15 protein-coding genes are annotated in these 16,122 nt (G+C 72.2%); 7 read left to right on the top strand and 8 right to left on the bottom strand.

The features are described 5' to 3' along the window. Positions 1-76: 76 nt before the first annotated feature. The 4 genes from GEV43_RS03025 (at position 77) to holA (ending at position 5,807) form a co-directional block, all read left to right on the top strand. Positions 77-922, top strand: coding sequence for a DegV family protein (locus GEV43_RS03025; RefSeq protein ID WP_160819382.1), 846 nt, complete (start codon positions 77-79; stop codon positions 920-922). Positions 923-1,267: 345 nt separating this feature from the next. Next, positions 1,268-1,774, top strand: a complete 507-nt coding sequence (locus tag GEV43_RS03020) for a ComEA family DNA-binding protein (protein ID WP_206681048.1) — start codon at positions 1,268-1,270, stop codon at positions 1,772-1,774. Positions 1,775-2,623: 849 nt separating this feature from the next. Next, entirely contained in the window at positions 2,624-4,420 is a 1,797-nt protein-coding gene (locus tag GEV43_RS03015; protein ID WP_309239421.1) for a ComEC/Rec2 family competence protein, read from the top strand. Positions 4,421-4,847: 427 nt separating this feature from the next. Continuing rightward, complete coding sequence (gene holA, locus GEV43_RS03010; RefSeq protein WP_160824259.1) at positions 4,848-5,807, top strand: DNA polymerase III subunit delta; 960 nt, start codon at positions 4,848-4,850, stop codon at positions 5,805-5,807. A 676-nt stretch (positions 5,808-6,483) separates the two neighbouring features. On the opposite strand, the gene GEV43_RS03005 is transcribed toward holA, so the two are convergent. Next, entirely contained in the window at positions 6,484-6,909 is a 426-nt protein-coding gene (locus tag GEV43_RS03005; RefSeq protein WP_160819381.1) for an SRPBCC family protein, read from the bottom strand. A gap of 10 nt (positions 6,910-6,919) precedes the next feature. After that, positions 6,920-7,783 carry a LysR family transcriptional regulator gene (locus tag GEV43_RS03000; protein ID WP_160819380.1) on the bottom strand — a complete coding sequence of 288 codons (864 nt, stop codon included), beginning with the start codon at positions 7,781-7,783 and terminating at the stop codon, positions 6,920-6,922. 69 nt (positions 7,784-7,852) lie between these two features. On the opposite strand from GEV43_RS03000, the gene GEV43_RS02995 reads away from it, so the two are divergent. Further along, positions 7,853-8,362 (top strand): hypothetical protein, encoded by a 510-nt coding sequence (locus tag GEV43_RS02995; protein WP_160819379.1) that lies wholly within the window; start codon positions 7,853-7,855, stop codon positions 8,360-8,362. Here GEV43_RS02995 and GEV43_RS02990 read toward each other — a convergent pair. Beyond that, positions 8,272-8,910 (bottom strand): RNA 2'-phosphotransferase, encoded by a 639-nt coding sequence (locus GEV43_RS02990; RefSeq protein WP_160819378.1) that lies wholly within the window; start codon positions 8,908-8,910, stop codon positions 8,272-8,274. The genes GEV43_RS02995 and GEV43_RS02990 overlap by 91 nt on opposite strands. Positions 8,911-9,519: 609 nt before the next feature. Next, positions 9,520-9,789: a 30S ribosomal protein S20 gene (gene rpsT, locus GEV43_RS02985; RefSeq protein WP_160819377.1), complete on the bottom strand. Its 270-nt coding sequence runs from the start codon at positions 9,787-9,789 to the stop codon at positions 9,520-9,522. Between the two features lie 248 nt (positions 9,790-10,037). Between rpsT and lepA the strand changes: the two genes are divergently transcribed. After that, on the top strand, positions 10,038-11,888 hold the full coding sequence (gene lepA, locus GEV43_RS02980) for a translation elongation factor 4 (RefSeq protein WP_160819376.1): 1,851 nt from the start codon (positions 10,038-10,040) through the stop codon (positions 11,886-11,888). A 120-nt stretch (positions 11,889-12,008) separates the two neighbouring features. Beyond that, positions 12,009-12,728 carry a Uma2 family endonuclease gene (locus GEV43_RS47815; RefSeq protein ID WP_206681047.1) on the top strand — a complete coding sequence of 240 codons (720 nt, stop codon included), beginning with the start codon at positions 12,009-12,011 and terminating at the stop codon, positions 12,726-12,728. 96 nt (positions 12,729-12,824) lie between these two features. Here the strand turns inward: GEV43_RS47815 and GEV43_RS02970 are convergent, their stop codons facing one another. The 4 genes from GEV43_RS02970 to GEV43_RS02955 form a co-directional block, all read right to left on the bottom strand. After that, entirely contained in the window at positions 12,825-13,385 is a 561-nt protein-coding gene (locus GEV43_RS02970) for a DUF4870 domain-containing protein (RefSeq protein WP_160819375.1), read from the bottom strand. A gap of 145 nt (positions 13,386-13,530) precedes the next feature. Continuing rightward, positions 13,531-14,973, bottom strand: a complete 1,443-nt coding sequence (locus GEV43_RS02965; RefSeq protein WP_160819374.1) for a hypothetical protein — start codon at positions 14,971-14,973, stop codon at positions 13,531-13,533. Positions 14,974-15,076: 103 nt separating this feature from the next. After that, positions 15,077-15,241, bottom strand: a complete 165-nt coding sequence (locus tag GEV43_RS02960; RefSeq protein ID WP_160819373.1) for a hypothetical protein — start codon at positions 15,239-15,241, stop codon at positions 15,077-15,079. Then, a complete protein-coding gene (locus tag GEV43_RS02955; protein WP_160819372.1) occupies positions 15,232-16,026 on the bottom strand; it encodes a hypothetical protein in 795 nt (264 codons plus the stop codon). Before GEV43_RS02955 ends, GEV43_RS02960 begins: the two co-directional genes overlap by 10 nt. Positions 16,027-16,122: the final 96 nt, after the last annotated feature.

The following is a 16,122-nucleotide window of genomic DNA, read 5'->3' as shown; positions in this document are numbered from 1 at the left end:
CCGCCTGGGCACCGGTCGTTACACGCCGATACACCGCGGTCATTCCGTTCCCGGCGTACCGGGGTAATCTCCCCTCATGGGCAGCGCGGTCGCGGTCGTCACGGATTCCACCGCCTACCTCCCGGCCGGTCTGGCCGAACGGCACGGGCTCGCCGTGATCCCCATGCAGATCGCCGTGGGCGGCACGGTACGCGACGAGAACGACATCACCACGGCTGAAGCGGCCCAGGCGCTCAAGGAATGGCGTCCGGTGACCACGTCGCGCCCCGCGCCCGAACGATTCGCGCAGGTGTACGCGGACGCGGCAGCGGCGGGCGCCGGCGAGATCGTGTCCGTTCACCTGTCGGCGGCGATGTCGGGCACGGTCGAGGCCGCCCGCCTCGCGGCGGACCAGGCGCCGATCCCCGTACGCGTCGTGGACACCGGCACCATCGGCCTCGGCCTCGGCGTCGCGGCGCTCTCCGCGGCGGCGGCCGCCCTGCGGGGCGCCGGAGCCGACGAGGCCGCCGACGCGGCCATGCGGCGGGCCGACCGTTCCCGCTCGCTGTTCTACGTGGACACGCTCGAACACCTGCGGCGCGGCGGCCGCCTCGGCGCCGCCGCCACGCTGCTCGGCTCGGCGCTCATGGTCAAGCCTCTCCTCGGGATCTCCGAGGGCCGGATCACCCCCTTGGAGAAGGTCCGCACCGCGTCCCGCGCCCTGGCCAGGCTCGAAGAGCTCGCCGTCGCCGAGGCGGGCGACCGCCGCGTGGACCTCGGCGTCCAGCACCTCGCCGCCGCGGACCGCGCGGAAGCCCTCGCCGCACGCCTCCGGGACCGCATCCCGCACGTCGAGGACGTGTACGTCGGCGAGGTCGGCCCCGTGATCGGAGCGCACGTCGGCCCCGGGATGCTCGGCGTGGTCGTGGCCCCGCAGCTCTGAACCGTCCCGGGAGTTATCCACAGGCTGCGATCGGGCTTTCACCGGCCGTGACGGCCGCCCTACGGTCGTACGCATGAGGCAGCGCAACGAGATCGCACCGCAGAGGCTCCAGACGCTCATGGAGCGGCTCTCCGAACGCCTGCGAGCGTCCCCGCCGTCCGACGAACCGCCCGCCACCCACTTACGCTCCGGCCCCGCACCGCCATCGTCCCGGGTCGCCCTCGGCCGTGGCGGGGCCCGCGTCCTGCTGTTCCTGGCCCTCCTCGCGGCCCTGGCCGCAGGCGCCTACCTCTGGATGGCCCGCCCCGTCCCGAGCCCGCCGGACCCGCAGGCGCCCCGGCCCTCGTGGACGCTCCGATCCGTCCCGCGTCCGCGCCGTCCCCGTCGTCGGCCGCGTCCATGGTCACCGTCCACGTGCTCGGCAAGGTCAAACACGCGGGCGTGGTCACCCTGCCGTCCGACTCCCGCGTAGCCGACGCGATCAAAGCCGCCGGCGGCGTCCTGCCCGGCGCCCGCACCGGCACCCTCAACCTCGCCCGCAAGGTCGTCGACGGAGAACAGATCCCCGTAGGCGTCCGCCTTCCCACCCCCACCCCCACGGCCCCGCCCCAACCCGGCGCCTCCGTCCCCGCAGGCACCGGCCCGGGCTCCGGCCCCGGCGCTCTGGTCGACCTCAACACGGCCACCCTCGAACAGTTGGACCAACTCCCCGGCGTAGGCCCCGTCCTGGCCCAGCGCATCATCGACTACCGCACGCAGCACGGCCCGTTCCGCTCCATCGACCAACTCCAGGAGGTCACCGGCATCGGTGCCCGCCGCTTCGCCGACCTCAAACCCATGGTGCGAATATGACCACCCCCCACCTCAACTCTCCAACCCCACCCACACCCCCCTCCCTACCCCCTCCAATACCACCCCCAGCTTCCCGACCACCCGCTACACCACCCGCACCACACCTCCGCCCGGCACCGGCGACGGACATGCCCCTCCAAGCGGGGGCGGAGGTTCACCGTCGCCCCCAGCGCGTGGTGGCGGGCATGCAACGGAAGCCGGACCATCAGCAGGGTTGGAAGGGCCGGGCTCGCTGGCGGTCGATCTGCGGCTCGTCGGTCCTGCGCTGGCCGTCTGGATCGGCGCGGCGGCGGTGCTGGGAACGAGACCCGCGGTCGCGTACACCGTCGCGGCACTCAGCGCTGCGGCCTCTGCCTCAATACTCTTCCGCCCCGGCCCGAGACGATCAGCCGCATGGCAGGCCGCCCACCCAGAAGGCCGTTCGACCACCGAGATGCCCGCTCCCGACCCTGAACAACGTCCATTGCCTACAGCACGGGATCGCAATGCCGGAGGGGTGGGCCGATGCGGGGGAGGCGGCCGGTATCGGGTCGTGGTCGGCGTCGTGCTGGGCTGCGTGGCGGCCTCGGCGTTCGGCGTGGCCGTGCGTGGAACGGCCGTCGGTACGGGCCCCGTGCGGGAGCTCGCCAGGACGGAACGCATCGCGTCGGCGGAAGCCGTGCTGACCGCGGACCCGCAGGCGAAACCGGGACGCGGACGGCAGACGATCCTCGTGAAGGCACGGCTGGAAGCGGTACTGCGTGTCGAAAGGCGCGTCGCCGTCCGGGTGCCGGTTCTCCTGATCGCCGCGGACATGCGCTGGCTGAGGCTGATACCGAGCGAGCGCGTCCGCTTCAGGGGCGTTTCGATGTGCCGAGGAACGCCGAGCTGCTTGCGGCCGTCGTGCTCGTTCGCGGGCCGCCGACCGTTCTGGAACCGCCGTCCGCTGTGCAGCGCGCAGCCGAACACGTCCGGGCGCGTCTGCGGCAGGCGTCGGACGGCCTGCCCGCCGCGCAACGCGCCGTCTTGCCCGGAATGGTCGTCGGCGACAACTCACGTCTCGACCAGAAGCTGTCCGACGATTTCCGGGCCGCCGGGCTCGCTCACCTCTTGGTCGTGTCCGGAGCCAACCTGGCGATCGTGATCGGCGCGGTGCTGGCGCTGTGCCGGTTCGCGGGCCTGGGCCGGCGCGTCGCGCCGTTCCCCGCCGCGCTCGCCGTGGCCGCCTTCGTCGTGGTCGCGCGTCCCGAACCCAGCGTTCTGCGGGCAACGGTGATGGGCGTGATCGGACTGCTCGCACTGTTCACTGGACGGCCGCGCCAAGGCGTTCCCGCACTCGCCGCCGCCGTACTGCTCCTGGTGCTGATCGATCCGGGTCTGGCCCGCTCGTACGGGTTCGCCCTGTCGGTGCTGGCCACGGCTGGGCTGCTCGTTCTCGCACCGCCGTGGCGTGAACGGCTCCGCCGCCGCATGCCGGACCTCTTGGCGGACGCCCTCGCCATCGCGGCCGCAGCGCAGGTCGCTGTGGCACCGGTACTGGTGATGCTGTCGGGGGAGGTGGGAGTGGTGTCCGTGGCCGCCAACCTCTTGGCGGCGCCCGCCGTCGCACCCGCGACCCTGCTCGGGGCGCTCGGAGCGGTGACCGCATTGATTTCCGTACCGATCGCCGAACTCCTGATGTGGCCTGCCGGGTTCGCCGTGGGCTGGATCGTGTGGGTCGCCCGCGCGTCCGCGAAGCTGCCGTACGCGACGATCCCCTGGAAAGGAGGCGGACTCGGCGCGCTGACGCTCCTCGCCGCGTGCGCCCTTGCCGTACTGATCCTGCGCAGCCGCCGCCTGCGGCTCGCGGCGGTCGCCGTCACCGCCGGAATCCTGCTGGCCGTCATCGGGCTGCGTGTGATCGCTCCCGGCTGGCCGCCTCCGGCTTGGGCCATGGTGGCGTGCGATGTAGGCCAGGGCGACGCGCTGGCGCTCGCCGCCGGCCCCGGACGCGCGGTCGTCGTGGACACCGGCCCCGACCCCGGACCGGTGAACGCCTGCCTGGGACGGCTCGGCGTGCGCGACGTACCGATGCTGATCCTCACCCACCCTCACGCCGACCACATCGGTGGCACCGCCGGGGTACGGGAAGGCCGCCGCGTCCACACTGTGCTGACCACACCGCGCGCCTCAGGCCGGGAGGCCCGCTACACGTCCGGCCTGCTGAGCCGCGTGGCGCTGCCCGGCCAGCGGTGGAACGTCGGCGACCTGGAACTCTCGGTTCTCGGTCCGCTCTCGACCGGCCCCGGCCTGACCCCGGCCGACGACGGAACGACGATCAACAACGCGAGCATCGTCCTGGTCGCGCGGCGCCCCGGCTTCAGCGCGCTCCTCGCCGGCGACGTCGAACTTGAGGCGCAGCGCGCCCTCGCGGGAAGCGTCCCGGCCGTCCAGGTCCTCAAGGTGCCGCACCACGGTTCGCGCAGCCAGGACCCCGCCTTCCTGACCGCCGCGCACGCCTCGGTGTCCCTGATCTCCGTCGGCCGCGACAACGACTACGGCCACCCCTCACCCGTGACGGTCAACCGCCTCCAACACCTGGGCGCCCACGTCCACCGCACCGACCAGGAAGGAGACATCGCCGTAGTGCGAACAGCCACCGGCCTCTCCATCGTCCCCCGCCACTAACCCACCCCCCGTTACTAACTGGCCCACGCCACTAACCCGCCCCGCGCCACTAACCCGTTCCGTGCCGCTAACCCACCTCGCGCCACTAACCCGACCCGCCACGAACCCGCCCCCCGGCCACTAACCCACCCCCGCCACTAACCTGCCCCGCGCCACTAACTCGCTCCGCGCGCACCCCTATCTACCCCACCCCCCACCGCCATCCACCTCTTCCCACCGCCAGTCCAACCCCTCCCACCCACTTCGCCATGCCATTTCCACGGGGCCCGTGCTCCAGCCGTTTCGCGGCCGTTGAGCCTTTCGGCTTCTCGGCATCTCCTGGCCGGGGCTGGTCGCGTTGGGGCGTTGGGGCGTTGGGTGGGTTGGAGGGTGGGGGAACTGGGTGGGGGTGGCTCGATCAACGGGCTGGGCGTGGCATGCTGCATGGGTGGCAGCGGACCCCATCACCTTGATCGTCGGAGACGAAGAGCTGCTCGTGGAACGGGCGATCGGCGATGTCGTGGCGTCGTCCCGCGCCGACGACCCGGATACCGAGGTGATCGACCTCGCGCCGGGCGGCCTGGAGCCGGGACGGCTGGCGGAGCTGACGTCGCCGTCGCTGTTCGGGGGCGGCAAGGTGCTCGTGCTGCGTTCTGCCCAGGACCTGGGGAAGGACCTGACGGCCGAAGTGCTCAAGTACGCCAAGACCCCGGCCGAGGACGTCGTTCTCGTCGCGGTGCACCACGGCGGCGCCAAGGGCAAGGCGCTGGTGGACGGCCTGAGCAAGCTCGGCGGCCGGAAGGTCGCCTGCCCGAAGGTCACCAAGATGGGCGAGCGGATCGATTTCGTCCGGTCCGAGATCCGCCGGGCCGGAGGGAAGATCTCGGCGGACGGTGCGCGCGGCTTGCTCGACGCCGTGGGCAACGACCTGCGCGAACTCGCCTCCGCGTGCAGCCAGCTCGTCGCCGACACGGGCGGCAAGGTGGACGACGTGGCGGTCGCTCGGTACTACCGGGGACGCGCTGAGGTCAGCGGCTTCGCCGTCGCCGACAAGGCGATCGAAGGCCAACTGGCCGACGCCCTGGAGCAACTGCGGTGGGCCCTCGCGACCGGTGTGGCGCCGGTCTTGATCGTCAGCGCCCTGGCTCAGGGAGTTCGCGGGCTGGCCAAGGTCGGCGGCGCCCCTCGCGGCGCGCGCGGTGCGGCTCTGGCCAAGGACCTCGGCATGCCCCCGTGGAAGATCGAACGCGTCCAGCGCCAGTTGCGCGGCTGGTCCGGCGAAGGAGTGGCACGCGCGCTGACGGCGGTCGCCCACGCGGACGCCCAGGTCAAAGGCGGTGCCGCCGACCCCGCGTACGCGCTGGAGAAAACCGTCGCCGACATCGTCGCCGCTCGCGCCGCCCGCTGACCGCCCGGTTCTCCCGTTCCCCAGTTCCCCAGGCACCTTGCGTGGTGGCGATCGTGCATCACCGGGGAGTGGAGTGCGGCGGTCTTCGTTTCCGAGCCCGGATGAGTCCGAATGGGCCCGCACAACGATCCTGGACCGGACTTAGCGCGTTGAGTGCGTTTCGCTGTTCGTGAGCGTGAGCCCGAACGGGGCCGAATGCGTGGGGGTGCCGTTCGCTGGTCGTGAGTCCGAAGGGATTCGGTGCGCGCGGGCAGGCTTCGCCGTTCGCGTGCCTGAACGATCTGGAACGGGCTGAGCGCGTTTGGGGTGCCGTTCTCCCCTCGCGAGCTTGAACGAGTCCGAATGCGCTGGGCCGCCGTTCAAAGTCGGAGGGCGTGAACGGGCGGCCGGGTGCGCTTGCGCAGGCTTCCCGTTTCGTAAGCCGGGCGGGGACCAGGTGCGTCCGGGCAAGCTTCGCAGGTCGTAAGCCGGGCGGGGGCCGGATGTGCTCCAGACCCTTCGCTGTTCGTGAGTCCGTGTGAGCTCGAACGAGTCTGAACGAGGCTAAGTGTGCTTGGGCACACCGCGCTGGTGGAGAGGTCGGAAGCGCTCGGGCCGTTCTTTGGCAGCGGCCTGGCACGGTACCAGCGGTACCAGCGGTACGAGTGTGGTGAGTCGGAGGTGCTCGGGGCGTTCGTTAAAGGGACTCGGTTTGGGTTTTGAGGCCGCGGGCTTCGAGGTCGACGTAGCCGCGGGAGAGGCGGCCGGTGAAGAGGGAGAGCAAGGGGGCCAGCGGGCCGGTCTGGTCGAGGGTGAAGCGGACTGTGGCGGGGCCGTTCGGGTTCGACGCGGTGATGATGTGGCCGGCGACCGTGGTGACGCCGGGGGTGCGGGCTTCCCAGATGAACGAGGTGTGCGGTTCGAGTTCGGTGACCGTCCAGACGGCGGCGGGCAGGCGGGGCTGGTGGACGCGGGCGCGGGCGCCCACGGCCAGCGGGCCGTCGTCGAGGCGTTCGACGCGTTTGATCGACGGGGTCATGTCCGGCCAGCTCTCGATGTCGACGAGGACGGTCCAGATGGTCTGCGGGGACGCGTCGATGGTGACGGCGGTCTCGTAGCGCATGGGTGTGTCCTTATGCGGGGAGGTGGGTGCGGATCTTCGTGAGCAGGCCGGTGACCAGGGGGTCGTCGGCGCGGGCCGGCAGGTGGACGGCGTGGTACGGGACGGGCGGCAGGTCGGTGATCTCGCGCTGGACGAGGCCGGGCGGCGGCCGGACGCAGCCGTTGACGACCGCGAGCCCCACGCGGAGGGAGGCGAAGTGCAGGATCAGGGGCCAGCCCGCTGCCTCTACCGCGATCGTCCAGGGGACCTCCGCCGCGCGCAGCACGCGTTCCAGCATGGCACGGTGCGGCCCCCACGCGGGTGGGACGACGAGCGCGGCGTCCGCGAGGTCGGCGAGCGCGACGGCGGGGCGCGCGGCGAGTGGATGGTCCTTCGGCATGACGAGGACCTGCGGGTACGACGCGAGGGGAACGACGTCGAGGTCCGTCGGCAGGACGTCCAGAACGGCCACGCCGACGTCGGCGCGGCCCGTTCGGACGGCGGTGAGCGTGCGGGCGCGGTCGCTGTTGACCAGCCGGAGCCCGGGGACGGCGCGTACGACGTCGCCGAGCAGGTAGAGGTAGGCGCCCTCTCCTGCGGCGAGCACGGGCGCGCGCGTGGGAGAACGCCCTTGGATCTCGGCCATGAACGTGGCGACGCGGCCGTTCAGCTCGCGGGCGAAGCGCGCCACGGCCTCGCCTTCGGAGGTGAGGGCGAGGCGGCGGCCTTCGCGGCGGTAGAGGGGACGGCCCAGCGTTTCGGCGAGTTTGCGCACCTTGACGTGCAGGGCCGGTTGGGAGATGTGGAGTTCGTCCGCCGCCCGCGTGAAGTTGAGGTGGTCGGCGAAGACGGCGAACGCGTGCAGCGCGTCGGTCGACAACCGCCCCAGTTCCATAGATGAGGACTATAGCTGGACGGGCGAACGATAGTTCTGCCGAAGCTTCCGCGGCTCCAAGCTTGCTCCATGAACACGAAAGAACCCCGGCTCGGCGTCGATTTCGGCCGAGTCATCCACGGGGGGCCGCTGGCACCCGGCGGCACCGACACCGTCTTCCTGGACGGACGGCTGGAGGACGCGCTGGCCTCCCCGGCGATCGATGGGGTGTACGAGGCGCTGCCGGGCCTGGTCGAGCTGTTCGGCGGGCGGGTCTGGATCATCTCCAAATGCGGCGACCGCGTACGGAGCCGGACGCTGGCCTGGCTGGCCCATCACGACTTCCACGCCCGTACGGGCATTCCGCCCGGCAACGTCCGCTTCTGCCGCAGGCGCCCAGAGAAGGCCGCCCACTGCGCCGAACTCGGGATCACGCACATGATCGACGACCGGCTGGACGTCCACCGCGCCATCCGCGAGATCGTCCCGTACCGGTACCTGTTCGGTCCTCAGGTGGGTTCGCCGCCGCCGTGGGTCCGCAACCCGCGTACATGGTCGGAAACGGTCTCGGCCATCGCAGCGGACACGCCGAAGCCCTGACCCCCAAGTCGCGTCAGGTACTGCGGAGGGACCTCGGCCACGAGCCACACGCCGTTCGGGCTGAGGTGGAAGGTGTGTCCCGCGGCGGCCATGCGGCCCGCGTCCACAATGAGGACGACGGGGGCGCCGTGGCGGGCGCCCACGCGCCGGGCCGTCTCGCGGTCGGAGGACAGGTGAACGGCGTGGCGCGCCATGGGGAGCAGGCCGTCCCGCTCGATCCGCTCCAGGGAGCGTTCGACGGTGCCGTGATAGAGCAGCGGAGGCGGCGGCGCGGCGGGCAGATCGAGGTCGATTTCGATCGAATGGCCTTGACTGGCGCGGATCCTGAGGCGTTCGGCGTCGAACGCGTAGCGGCGCTTGTCGTTATGGGCGACAACGTGTTCGAGCTCGGCCCGGGTCAGCGCGAAGCCGTGCCGAGCTGCGGCGGCGAGCAGGTCGGAAACCTCAGCCCAGCCGTGCTCGTCGAGCGTGAGGCCGATCCGCTCGGGACGATGCCGCAGATGCTTGGCGAGATACTTCGAAATCTTCACCAGCCGCCGCTCGTCCATGCCCCGAACCGTACGCCGCCCCCCAACTCCGCCGGCAACGCGACACAGACGGGAGCGTGGCCCGGCGACCCGCCAAGGGCAGAAGCGGGGAACCGGCGACGCGAAAGGCCGTACGTGTGGCAAGGCGGCGCGGGTGGGGCGGGCGCGTAGCGCGGCAGCTCGCCAAGGGGGACGTGCGGGACGGGCGACGCCGGAAGGGCGTACGGGTGGCCTGGCGGCGCGGGTGGGGCGGACGTGTGGCGCGGCGGCTCGCCAGGGGGACGCGGGACGGGGACAGGAGGGGCGGGCGTGTGGCCCGGCGGCTCGCCAAGGGGGAGGGGCGGGACCGGTGACCCCGGAAGGGCGGGCGTGTGGTCCGGGAGTGCGGGCAGAGGCACGCGGGGCGGGGAACACGGGCCCGGCAGCGCGAGCGGGGCGGGCACGCGGGCGGCAGTGCGAAGAGGAGGGCCGACGCGGGGCGGCGGCGTGGGGAGGGCGGCGGGCGCTCGGCGGGGGTGCGATGAGGGGGCAGCGGGGGTGTGGGGATGCGACGGAGCCGCGGCCCGGGTGGGGCTGCGGCTCCGTCGTGGGTCAAGGGGGCGCGTGCGGTCAGGGCGCCCGGTCTTGGGGTTACTTGGTCTGAAGGGCGGCGGCGCGCTTGGCGATCGCCGACTTGCGGTTGGCGGCCTGGTTCTTGTGGATGACGCCCTTGCTGACGGCCTTGTCCAGCTTGCGCGCGGCGTTGCGCTGGGCGTCGACGGCCTGGTCGACGTCGCCCGACTCCGCGGCCTCGCGGAACTTGCGGATCGCCGTCTTCAGCTCGGACTTCACGGCCTTGTTGCGCAGGCGAGCCTTCTCGTTCTGCTTGTTCCGCTTGATCTGGGACTTGATGTTAGCCACGTCGTAGTGCCTCAGCTTGGTTGCGATCCTCGCCTGCCCGCGTCGCGGGGCAGGCTCCAACGAACGTTTAACGGGGCGGTCGGTGCCCGGGGCACGACGCTACGCCACACGCAGTCGCATAGCCTACCAATGCCTGGGGCCGACCCCAAACCGGCCGCTGCGCAGAGCATGCCGCCCGGCATGGGAACATGGGATACGGCAAGATCCGCCGTTTCCCTGTCCACCTGTGAGTTTGCGAACGGACCCCGGTGCCAGCGCCTGAGCCCAACAAGACCGACCCCGCGATCATCCGCAACTTCTGCATCATCGCGCACATCGACCACGGCAAGTCGACCCTGGCCGACCGGATGCTCCAGCTCACGGGGGTGGTCGAAGAGCGCCAGATGCGCGCCCAGTACCTCGACCGCATGGACATCGAGCGCGAGCGCGGCATCACGATCAAGAGCCAGGCCGTCCGGCTCCCGTGGACGGGCGAGGACGGCCGCGGGTTCGTGCTCAACCTCATCGACACCCCCGGGCACGTCGACTTCTCCTACGAGGTGTCGCGGTCGCTGGCGGCGTGCGAGGGCGCGGTGCTGCTCGTGGACGCCGCCCAGGGCATCGAGGCGCAGACGCTCGCCAACCTGTACCTGGCGCTGGAGGCCGACCTGCACCTGATCCCGGTGCTCAACAAGATCGACCTCCCGGCGGCGCAGCCGGACAAGTACGCCGAGGAGCTGGCCGGGATCATCGGCTGCGAGCCGTCCGACGTGCTGAGGGTGTCGGGCAAGACCGGCGAGGGCGTCCCCGAGCTGCTCCACAAGATCGTCCGGGACGTGCCGGCGCCGGTCGGCGACCCGGACGGGCCCGCGCGGGCGCTGATCTTCGACTCGGTGTACGACACCTACCGCGGCGTCGTCACCTACATCCGGATCATCGACGGGCACCTGTCGCGCCGCGAGAAGAGCCTGATGATGTCGACCGGCTCCGCGCACGAGACGCTGGAGGTCGGCGTCATCTCGCCCGAGCCGAAGCCCGTGCAGGGCCTCGGCGTCGGCGAGGTCGGCTACCTGATCACCGGGGTGAAGGACGTCCGGCAGGCCCGGGTCGGCGACACGGTGACCGGCGCGTCGCGTCCCGCGCCGGACGCGCTCGGCGGCTACCGCGACCCGAAGCCGATGGTGTTCTCCGGCCTCTACCCGATGGACGGCGACCAGTACCCCGAGCTGCGCGACGCGCTCGACAAGCTGCGGCTGAACGACGCGGCGCTGGTCTACGAGCCGGAGACGTCGGCGGCGCTCGGGTTCGGGTTCCGCTGCGGGTTCCTCGGCCTGCTGCACATGGAGATCGTCCGGGAACGGCTGGAGCGCGAGTTCAACCTCTCGCTGATCTCCACCGCCCCGAACGTCGTCTACCGGGTGGTCATGGAGGACGGGAGCGAGCACGCCGTCACCAACCCGAGCGAGTTCCCCGAGGGCAAGATCGGCGCGGTGTACGAGCCGGTCGTCCGGGCGACGCTGCTGTCCCCGAGCGAGCACATCGGCGCGATCATGGAGCTGTGCCAGGGCCGCCGCGGCGTCCTGCTCGGCATGGACTACCTGTCCGAGGACCGCGTCGAGATCCGCTACACGCTGCCCCTCGCCGAGATCATCTTCGACTTCTTCGACCAGCTCAAGTCGCGGACCCGCGGGTACGCCTCGCTCGACTACGAGCCGAGCGGCGAGCAGGAGGCCGACCTGGTCAAGGTCGACATCCTGCTCCAGGGCGAGTCGGTCGACGCGTTCAGCCAGATCGTGCACAAGGACAAGGCCCGCGAGTACGGCCTGATGATGACCTCCAAGCTCAAGGAGCTCATCCCGCGGCAGCAGTACGAGGTGCCGATCCAGGCCGCGATCGGCGCCCGCATCATCGCCCGTGAGAACATCCGCGCCATCCGCAAGGACGTCCTCGCCAAGTGCTACGGCGGAGACATCTCCCGCAAGCGCAAGCTGCTGGAGAAGCAGAAGGAGGGCAAGAAGCGGATGAAGACGATCGGCCGGGTGGACGTCCCGCAGGAGGCGTTCGTCGCGGCGCTGTCCACCGGCGGCGGCGGCGAGTCGTCCGACAAGGGCAAGAAGTAGCCGCCGCCGAGCGCGGGAAGTAGCCGCGCGGGCCGTCCGGGCGCGGCACCGCCGGGGGGAGCGCGAGCGGATAATGCAAAGCGGTGGTAACGGTGCGTCCCCGCGAGGACACTGGGCGTCGTGACCCACACGCTGCTGCACCAGGTCCTCGTGTCCGATCTGGTCGTCCCGATCGGGCTCGCCACGAAGCGCGGCCAGTCGTCGCTGACGGGCTTCGGCGCCCGCGTCGCGAACGGCACGTGGCTCCGGCCCGACCTGATGGTGTTCCGCGAGGAGCAGGCCGGAGGCGACCTCTGGTACATCAGGGGCGCGCCGCTGCTGGCGGTCGAGGTGACCTCCGACGCGTCGCGTGAGGCCGATCTCGGCGCCAAGCGCGAGCTGTACGAGCGGGCGGAGGTCCCGGCCTACTGGGTGGTCGACCTCAAGGGCGACGACCCCGAGGTGCTGGTGTACGAGCTCGCCGGCGACGGCCGCTACGCCGAGGAGGCCCGCGTGACGTGGGGCCGGGCGTGCGCGCTGGACCGGCCGTTCGACATCAGGCTCGCCCCCGACGAGATCTTCGACCGGCCGCCTCGCCGTTCCGTCCCCCTGAGGAGGACCACCGTGACCAGCACCGCGGTGCCGCCCGGCACCGGACCCGACCTGCCGCGCAGCGAGGACCCCATCCTCCTGGACGCCTTCGGCCACCGCTGGCCGACCGGCGCCGAGAAGGTCGAGCTGTGGGACGGCTGCCCGGTGTTCTACGGCCGCTGGGACGAGCGCGACGTCGACATCGCCCGCCGCGCCTACCCCGGCCGCGTCGTCCGCCTGGACCAGCCCCCGGCGAGCCCGGCACCATGACGATCCTGCCCGCGTCCGCGCCTGGGTCTGCGTCCACGTCTGCGCCTGCGTCCGCCTGACGCCCCGCCGCCGTTCCCGCCCGACGCGCGGTCGACGTTATTTGAGGAGTGGCCAGGCGACGACCTTGGGGACGGAGCGGAACTCGCCCCGGTTGGCCGCGCGCGCCGCGTACACCAGGAAGAACATGACCGCGGCCGTGAATCCGAGCGGGACCCAGATCAGCACCTCGGCGGCGAGGGACAGCAGGCCGCCGACGAACCACACGGCGATCGCCGCGAGGCCCATGTTGAGCCCCTGCGCGGCGTGCCGCCGGACGAACGGCGACCTCGCCTTGCCGAAGTAGACGATCGCGGGGGCGATCGCGCCGACCAGGAACTGGCCGACGTACGCCATCAGCGACCAGGTCGTGTCGTCATGGTCGACCGGACCGGAACCGCCGGGCATCTGCGCGGTGTTGCGGCCGCCCTGCGGGGCGTACGCCCCGGACGGCTGCTGCCACGCGGAGGAGGGCCCCGGCTGCTGCCATCCGGGCTGCCCCTGCTGGCCGTTCCATCCGGGCTGGCCCTGCTGGGGCTGTGCCGGCTGCTGCCAGGGGGACTGCTGCTGCCGTCCGGGCTGCTGGCCCTGACCGGGTGACGGGGGAGGCCCGTAGGCCATGGCGGGTGTCCTCTCAGTGTCAGCGTGAGAACCGTGGGCGAAGTGTACGACTACTTGGACGCCCGCGGAGTTCGCCGGTTCCCGCCTTTCCTTGGGACCTGCCCCCTTTGTCGTTGAACGTCATCGATGTAGTGGAACGGGTGTTTCAGGGGCGCCAGAGGACGGCGGAAGGGGCGGAGGGGGTGAGGGTGACCGACCCGTTCCACGTGATGGCCGAACGGTGCGGCAGGTACGCGCGGTCGAGGAAGAAGCCGCGGTTGACCGCCGTGACCGTGGACGGGGCGCCGTTGTCGCCGAGCCCGACCGGCTGCCGGATCGCCTCGACGCTCGCGACGTCCCCGATGGCCGTCCCCTCGGGCAACTCGACGGTCGTCGCGACCGCGCCGTCGCGGTCGATCGACACGGCGGCCTCGCCGTGGTCGGAACGGAACAGCCGGGACGGGTCGCTCTTGAGCCGTACGCCCAGCGTCACCCCGGGCGCGGATCCCATGCCGGTCGCCGCGCCCGTCCGCTTGGCGAACTCCACGAACAGGTACGCGCGCTGGTCGCCCACCGCGCGCGTGCGCGGGTCGGACGGCTTCTCCACCTTGCCTTCGCGCAGCATCTCCTGCGCCATGACCCGGTACGTCCAAGGCTCGCGGTCCATCACCACCTCGCGCGCGCGGTCCGCGGGACGGGTCCGGGAGGCGTCGGGCAGGAAGCGCAGGGGCGAACGGGGCGTGATGACGTCGCACATGTTGTTGTTCTGCGTGCAGGTCTGAAGGACGGGGTGGTCGCCCTCGTAGCGGCCGGTGAACTTCAGCGTCATGTGCTGCGGCGCCTGGTACACGCCGGTGCCCTCGACGCGCCGTCCGGCCGCGTCCACCTCGACCCGGTACACCCACTCGATGTCGGTCGTACGGCCCCAGCGGGCCATCAGGGCGGGACTGTCGGTGCCGCCGTCCTCGTTGCTCCACACCACCGAGTACTCCAGGACGCGGTGGCCGGGTGCGGCGGCCGGCCGCGACTCGTGCCACGCGATCAGCGGGGTGTCGGTGGTGGCGTTCTGGTACGGGTCGCCGAGCGGCCCGCCCGTTCGCCCGACGACGACCGGGGCGTGGCGCAGGGCGATCTGGTCGGCCTTCGGCGTCCGCACCCTGGTGCGGGCGAGGACGACGCGCCGCGCCGCCGCCGCGCTGCCCCGCGCGAACCGCAGCGTGACGGTGTGGCCGCCGCGCCGTACGCGGCCGAGCCCGAGGCTGCGTGGCGTCGGCTCGGACGAGGTGACGACGAGGTCGGTGACGTGCCGTCCGTCCACGGCCAGCGACACGACGGCGGACTCGGCGCCCGCGCGCGCCCAGGACACGCCGGGGGCGGACGCGTCGAACCCGATCACCGCCTCCCCGTCCCTCGCGGCGGTGAACCGTACGGAGCGCGCCCGTCCGCCCCGTTCCACGACGACGTGGCCGTGCCCCGCGCGCGCGTGCGAGGCGGAGGCGGTCTGTGCGGGGATTTCAGCGGGGTCGGCCAGGGCGGGGGCGGTGGCGAGGGGGACACCGGCGAGAGCGCCGGTGAGGCCGAAGGCGGCGTAACGCGCGCGGCTTCTCATGAGCCGCGAACCTAAGGGAGCGCGATTGCGTTCGGGTGAAGAACGGATCCCTCGTGGGTGTCGGGACGGTTGAGCCCCGGGTGACCCCCTGGCGCGGACGGCGTCAGGGACGGTTCCAGAGGGACGCCAGCGCGTGGGGCAGTTGGAGGGAGACCCCGCTGAAGCGCTTCGGCTCGGCGGACGTCTCGTCCGCTTCCCCGTCGGACGCCGCCTCCGGGGGCAGCGCGGATCTGAGCCCGCGTTCGGGCTCGTAGAGGGTCAGGCCCATCGCGGGCAGCCGTGCCGTACGCCCTTGCGGACGACCTCATGGCCGAGGTCGCGGAAGAGGGCGACGACGTCGTCGGCGGGTTCGTCGAGGAGGTCGATGCCGTCGAGCCGGAACCGCAGCTCGGGGTTCCCGCTCCAGCCGGGCTCGCGGGAGCCGAAGATCTCGCCGAGCCGCTCCACGCCGTCGTCGCCGCGTTCGGTGGAGAGGGCGAGCCAGCCCCGCCCCACCCGTACGCCCCTGTGGTCCGCCCAGCCGCACAGGAACGACTCCTTGGGGGCCGGGGTGCCGCAGCGGTCGGCGACGGCCGCGAGCGTCGCCCACGCGTCGTCGGCGGCGGTCGTGAACAGCAGGTGCGCCTCCGGCAGGACCGCCCCGCGCCCCGGCTCCAGCGTGATCACGAACGGCGGGACACCGCCGGGGAACCGGGCCGCGTCGGCGTCCCGCAGCGTGACCAGGCCCTCCCACGCGACGGGCTCCTCGACCGCGAACCACGAGATCCCGGCCTCGACGCCCAGCTCGGCGAACGTGCGGTCGGTGAGCGCCCGTTCGACCGCGCTCCGCAGGGCCTCGGCGTCCTCGGCGACCCTGCGCGGCCACCACGACGGCTCCGGAGCGTCCTCCGCCGGCCAGAGGGCGCCCGCCGCGGACAGCGCCAGGCACTCCTCGGCGTCGGTCTTGTCGACGACCACGCAGCGCCAGCCGTCCGCCTCGCCGAGCAGCAGGACCCGCGCCGGGATCCGCCCGTACGTCGCCGCCGTCCCGGCCTCCGCCCCCGTGTCGCGCATTCGCACGACCCTATCCGCCCGGGGCGCGCCGCCGGGCGGTTCCGCGCGCCCGTGCGGCGATCAGGCAAGATCGTCACGTATCGTCCCTCGTAGCGT

It is taken from the genome of Actinomadura sp. J1-007, from assembly GCF_009793335.1.
In the GTDB taxonomy this organism is placed as follows: Bacteria; Actinomycetota; Actinomycetes; order Streptosporangiales; family Streptosporangiaceae; genus Spirillospora; species Spirillospora yumaensis.
Note: the sequence above shows the minus strand (reverse complement) of the source record. Positions and strands in the feature narration are given on the sequence as shown.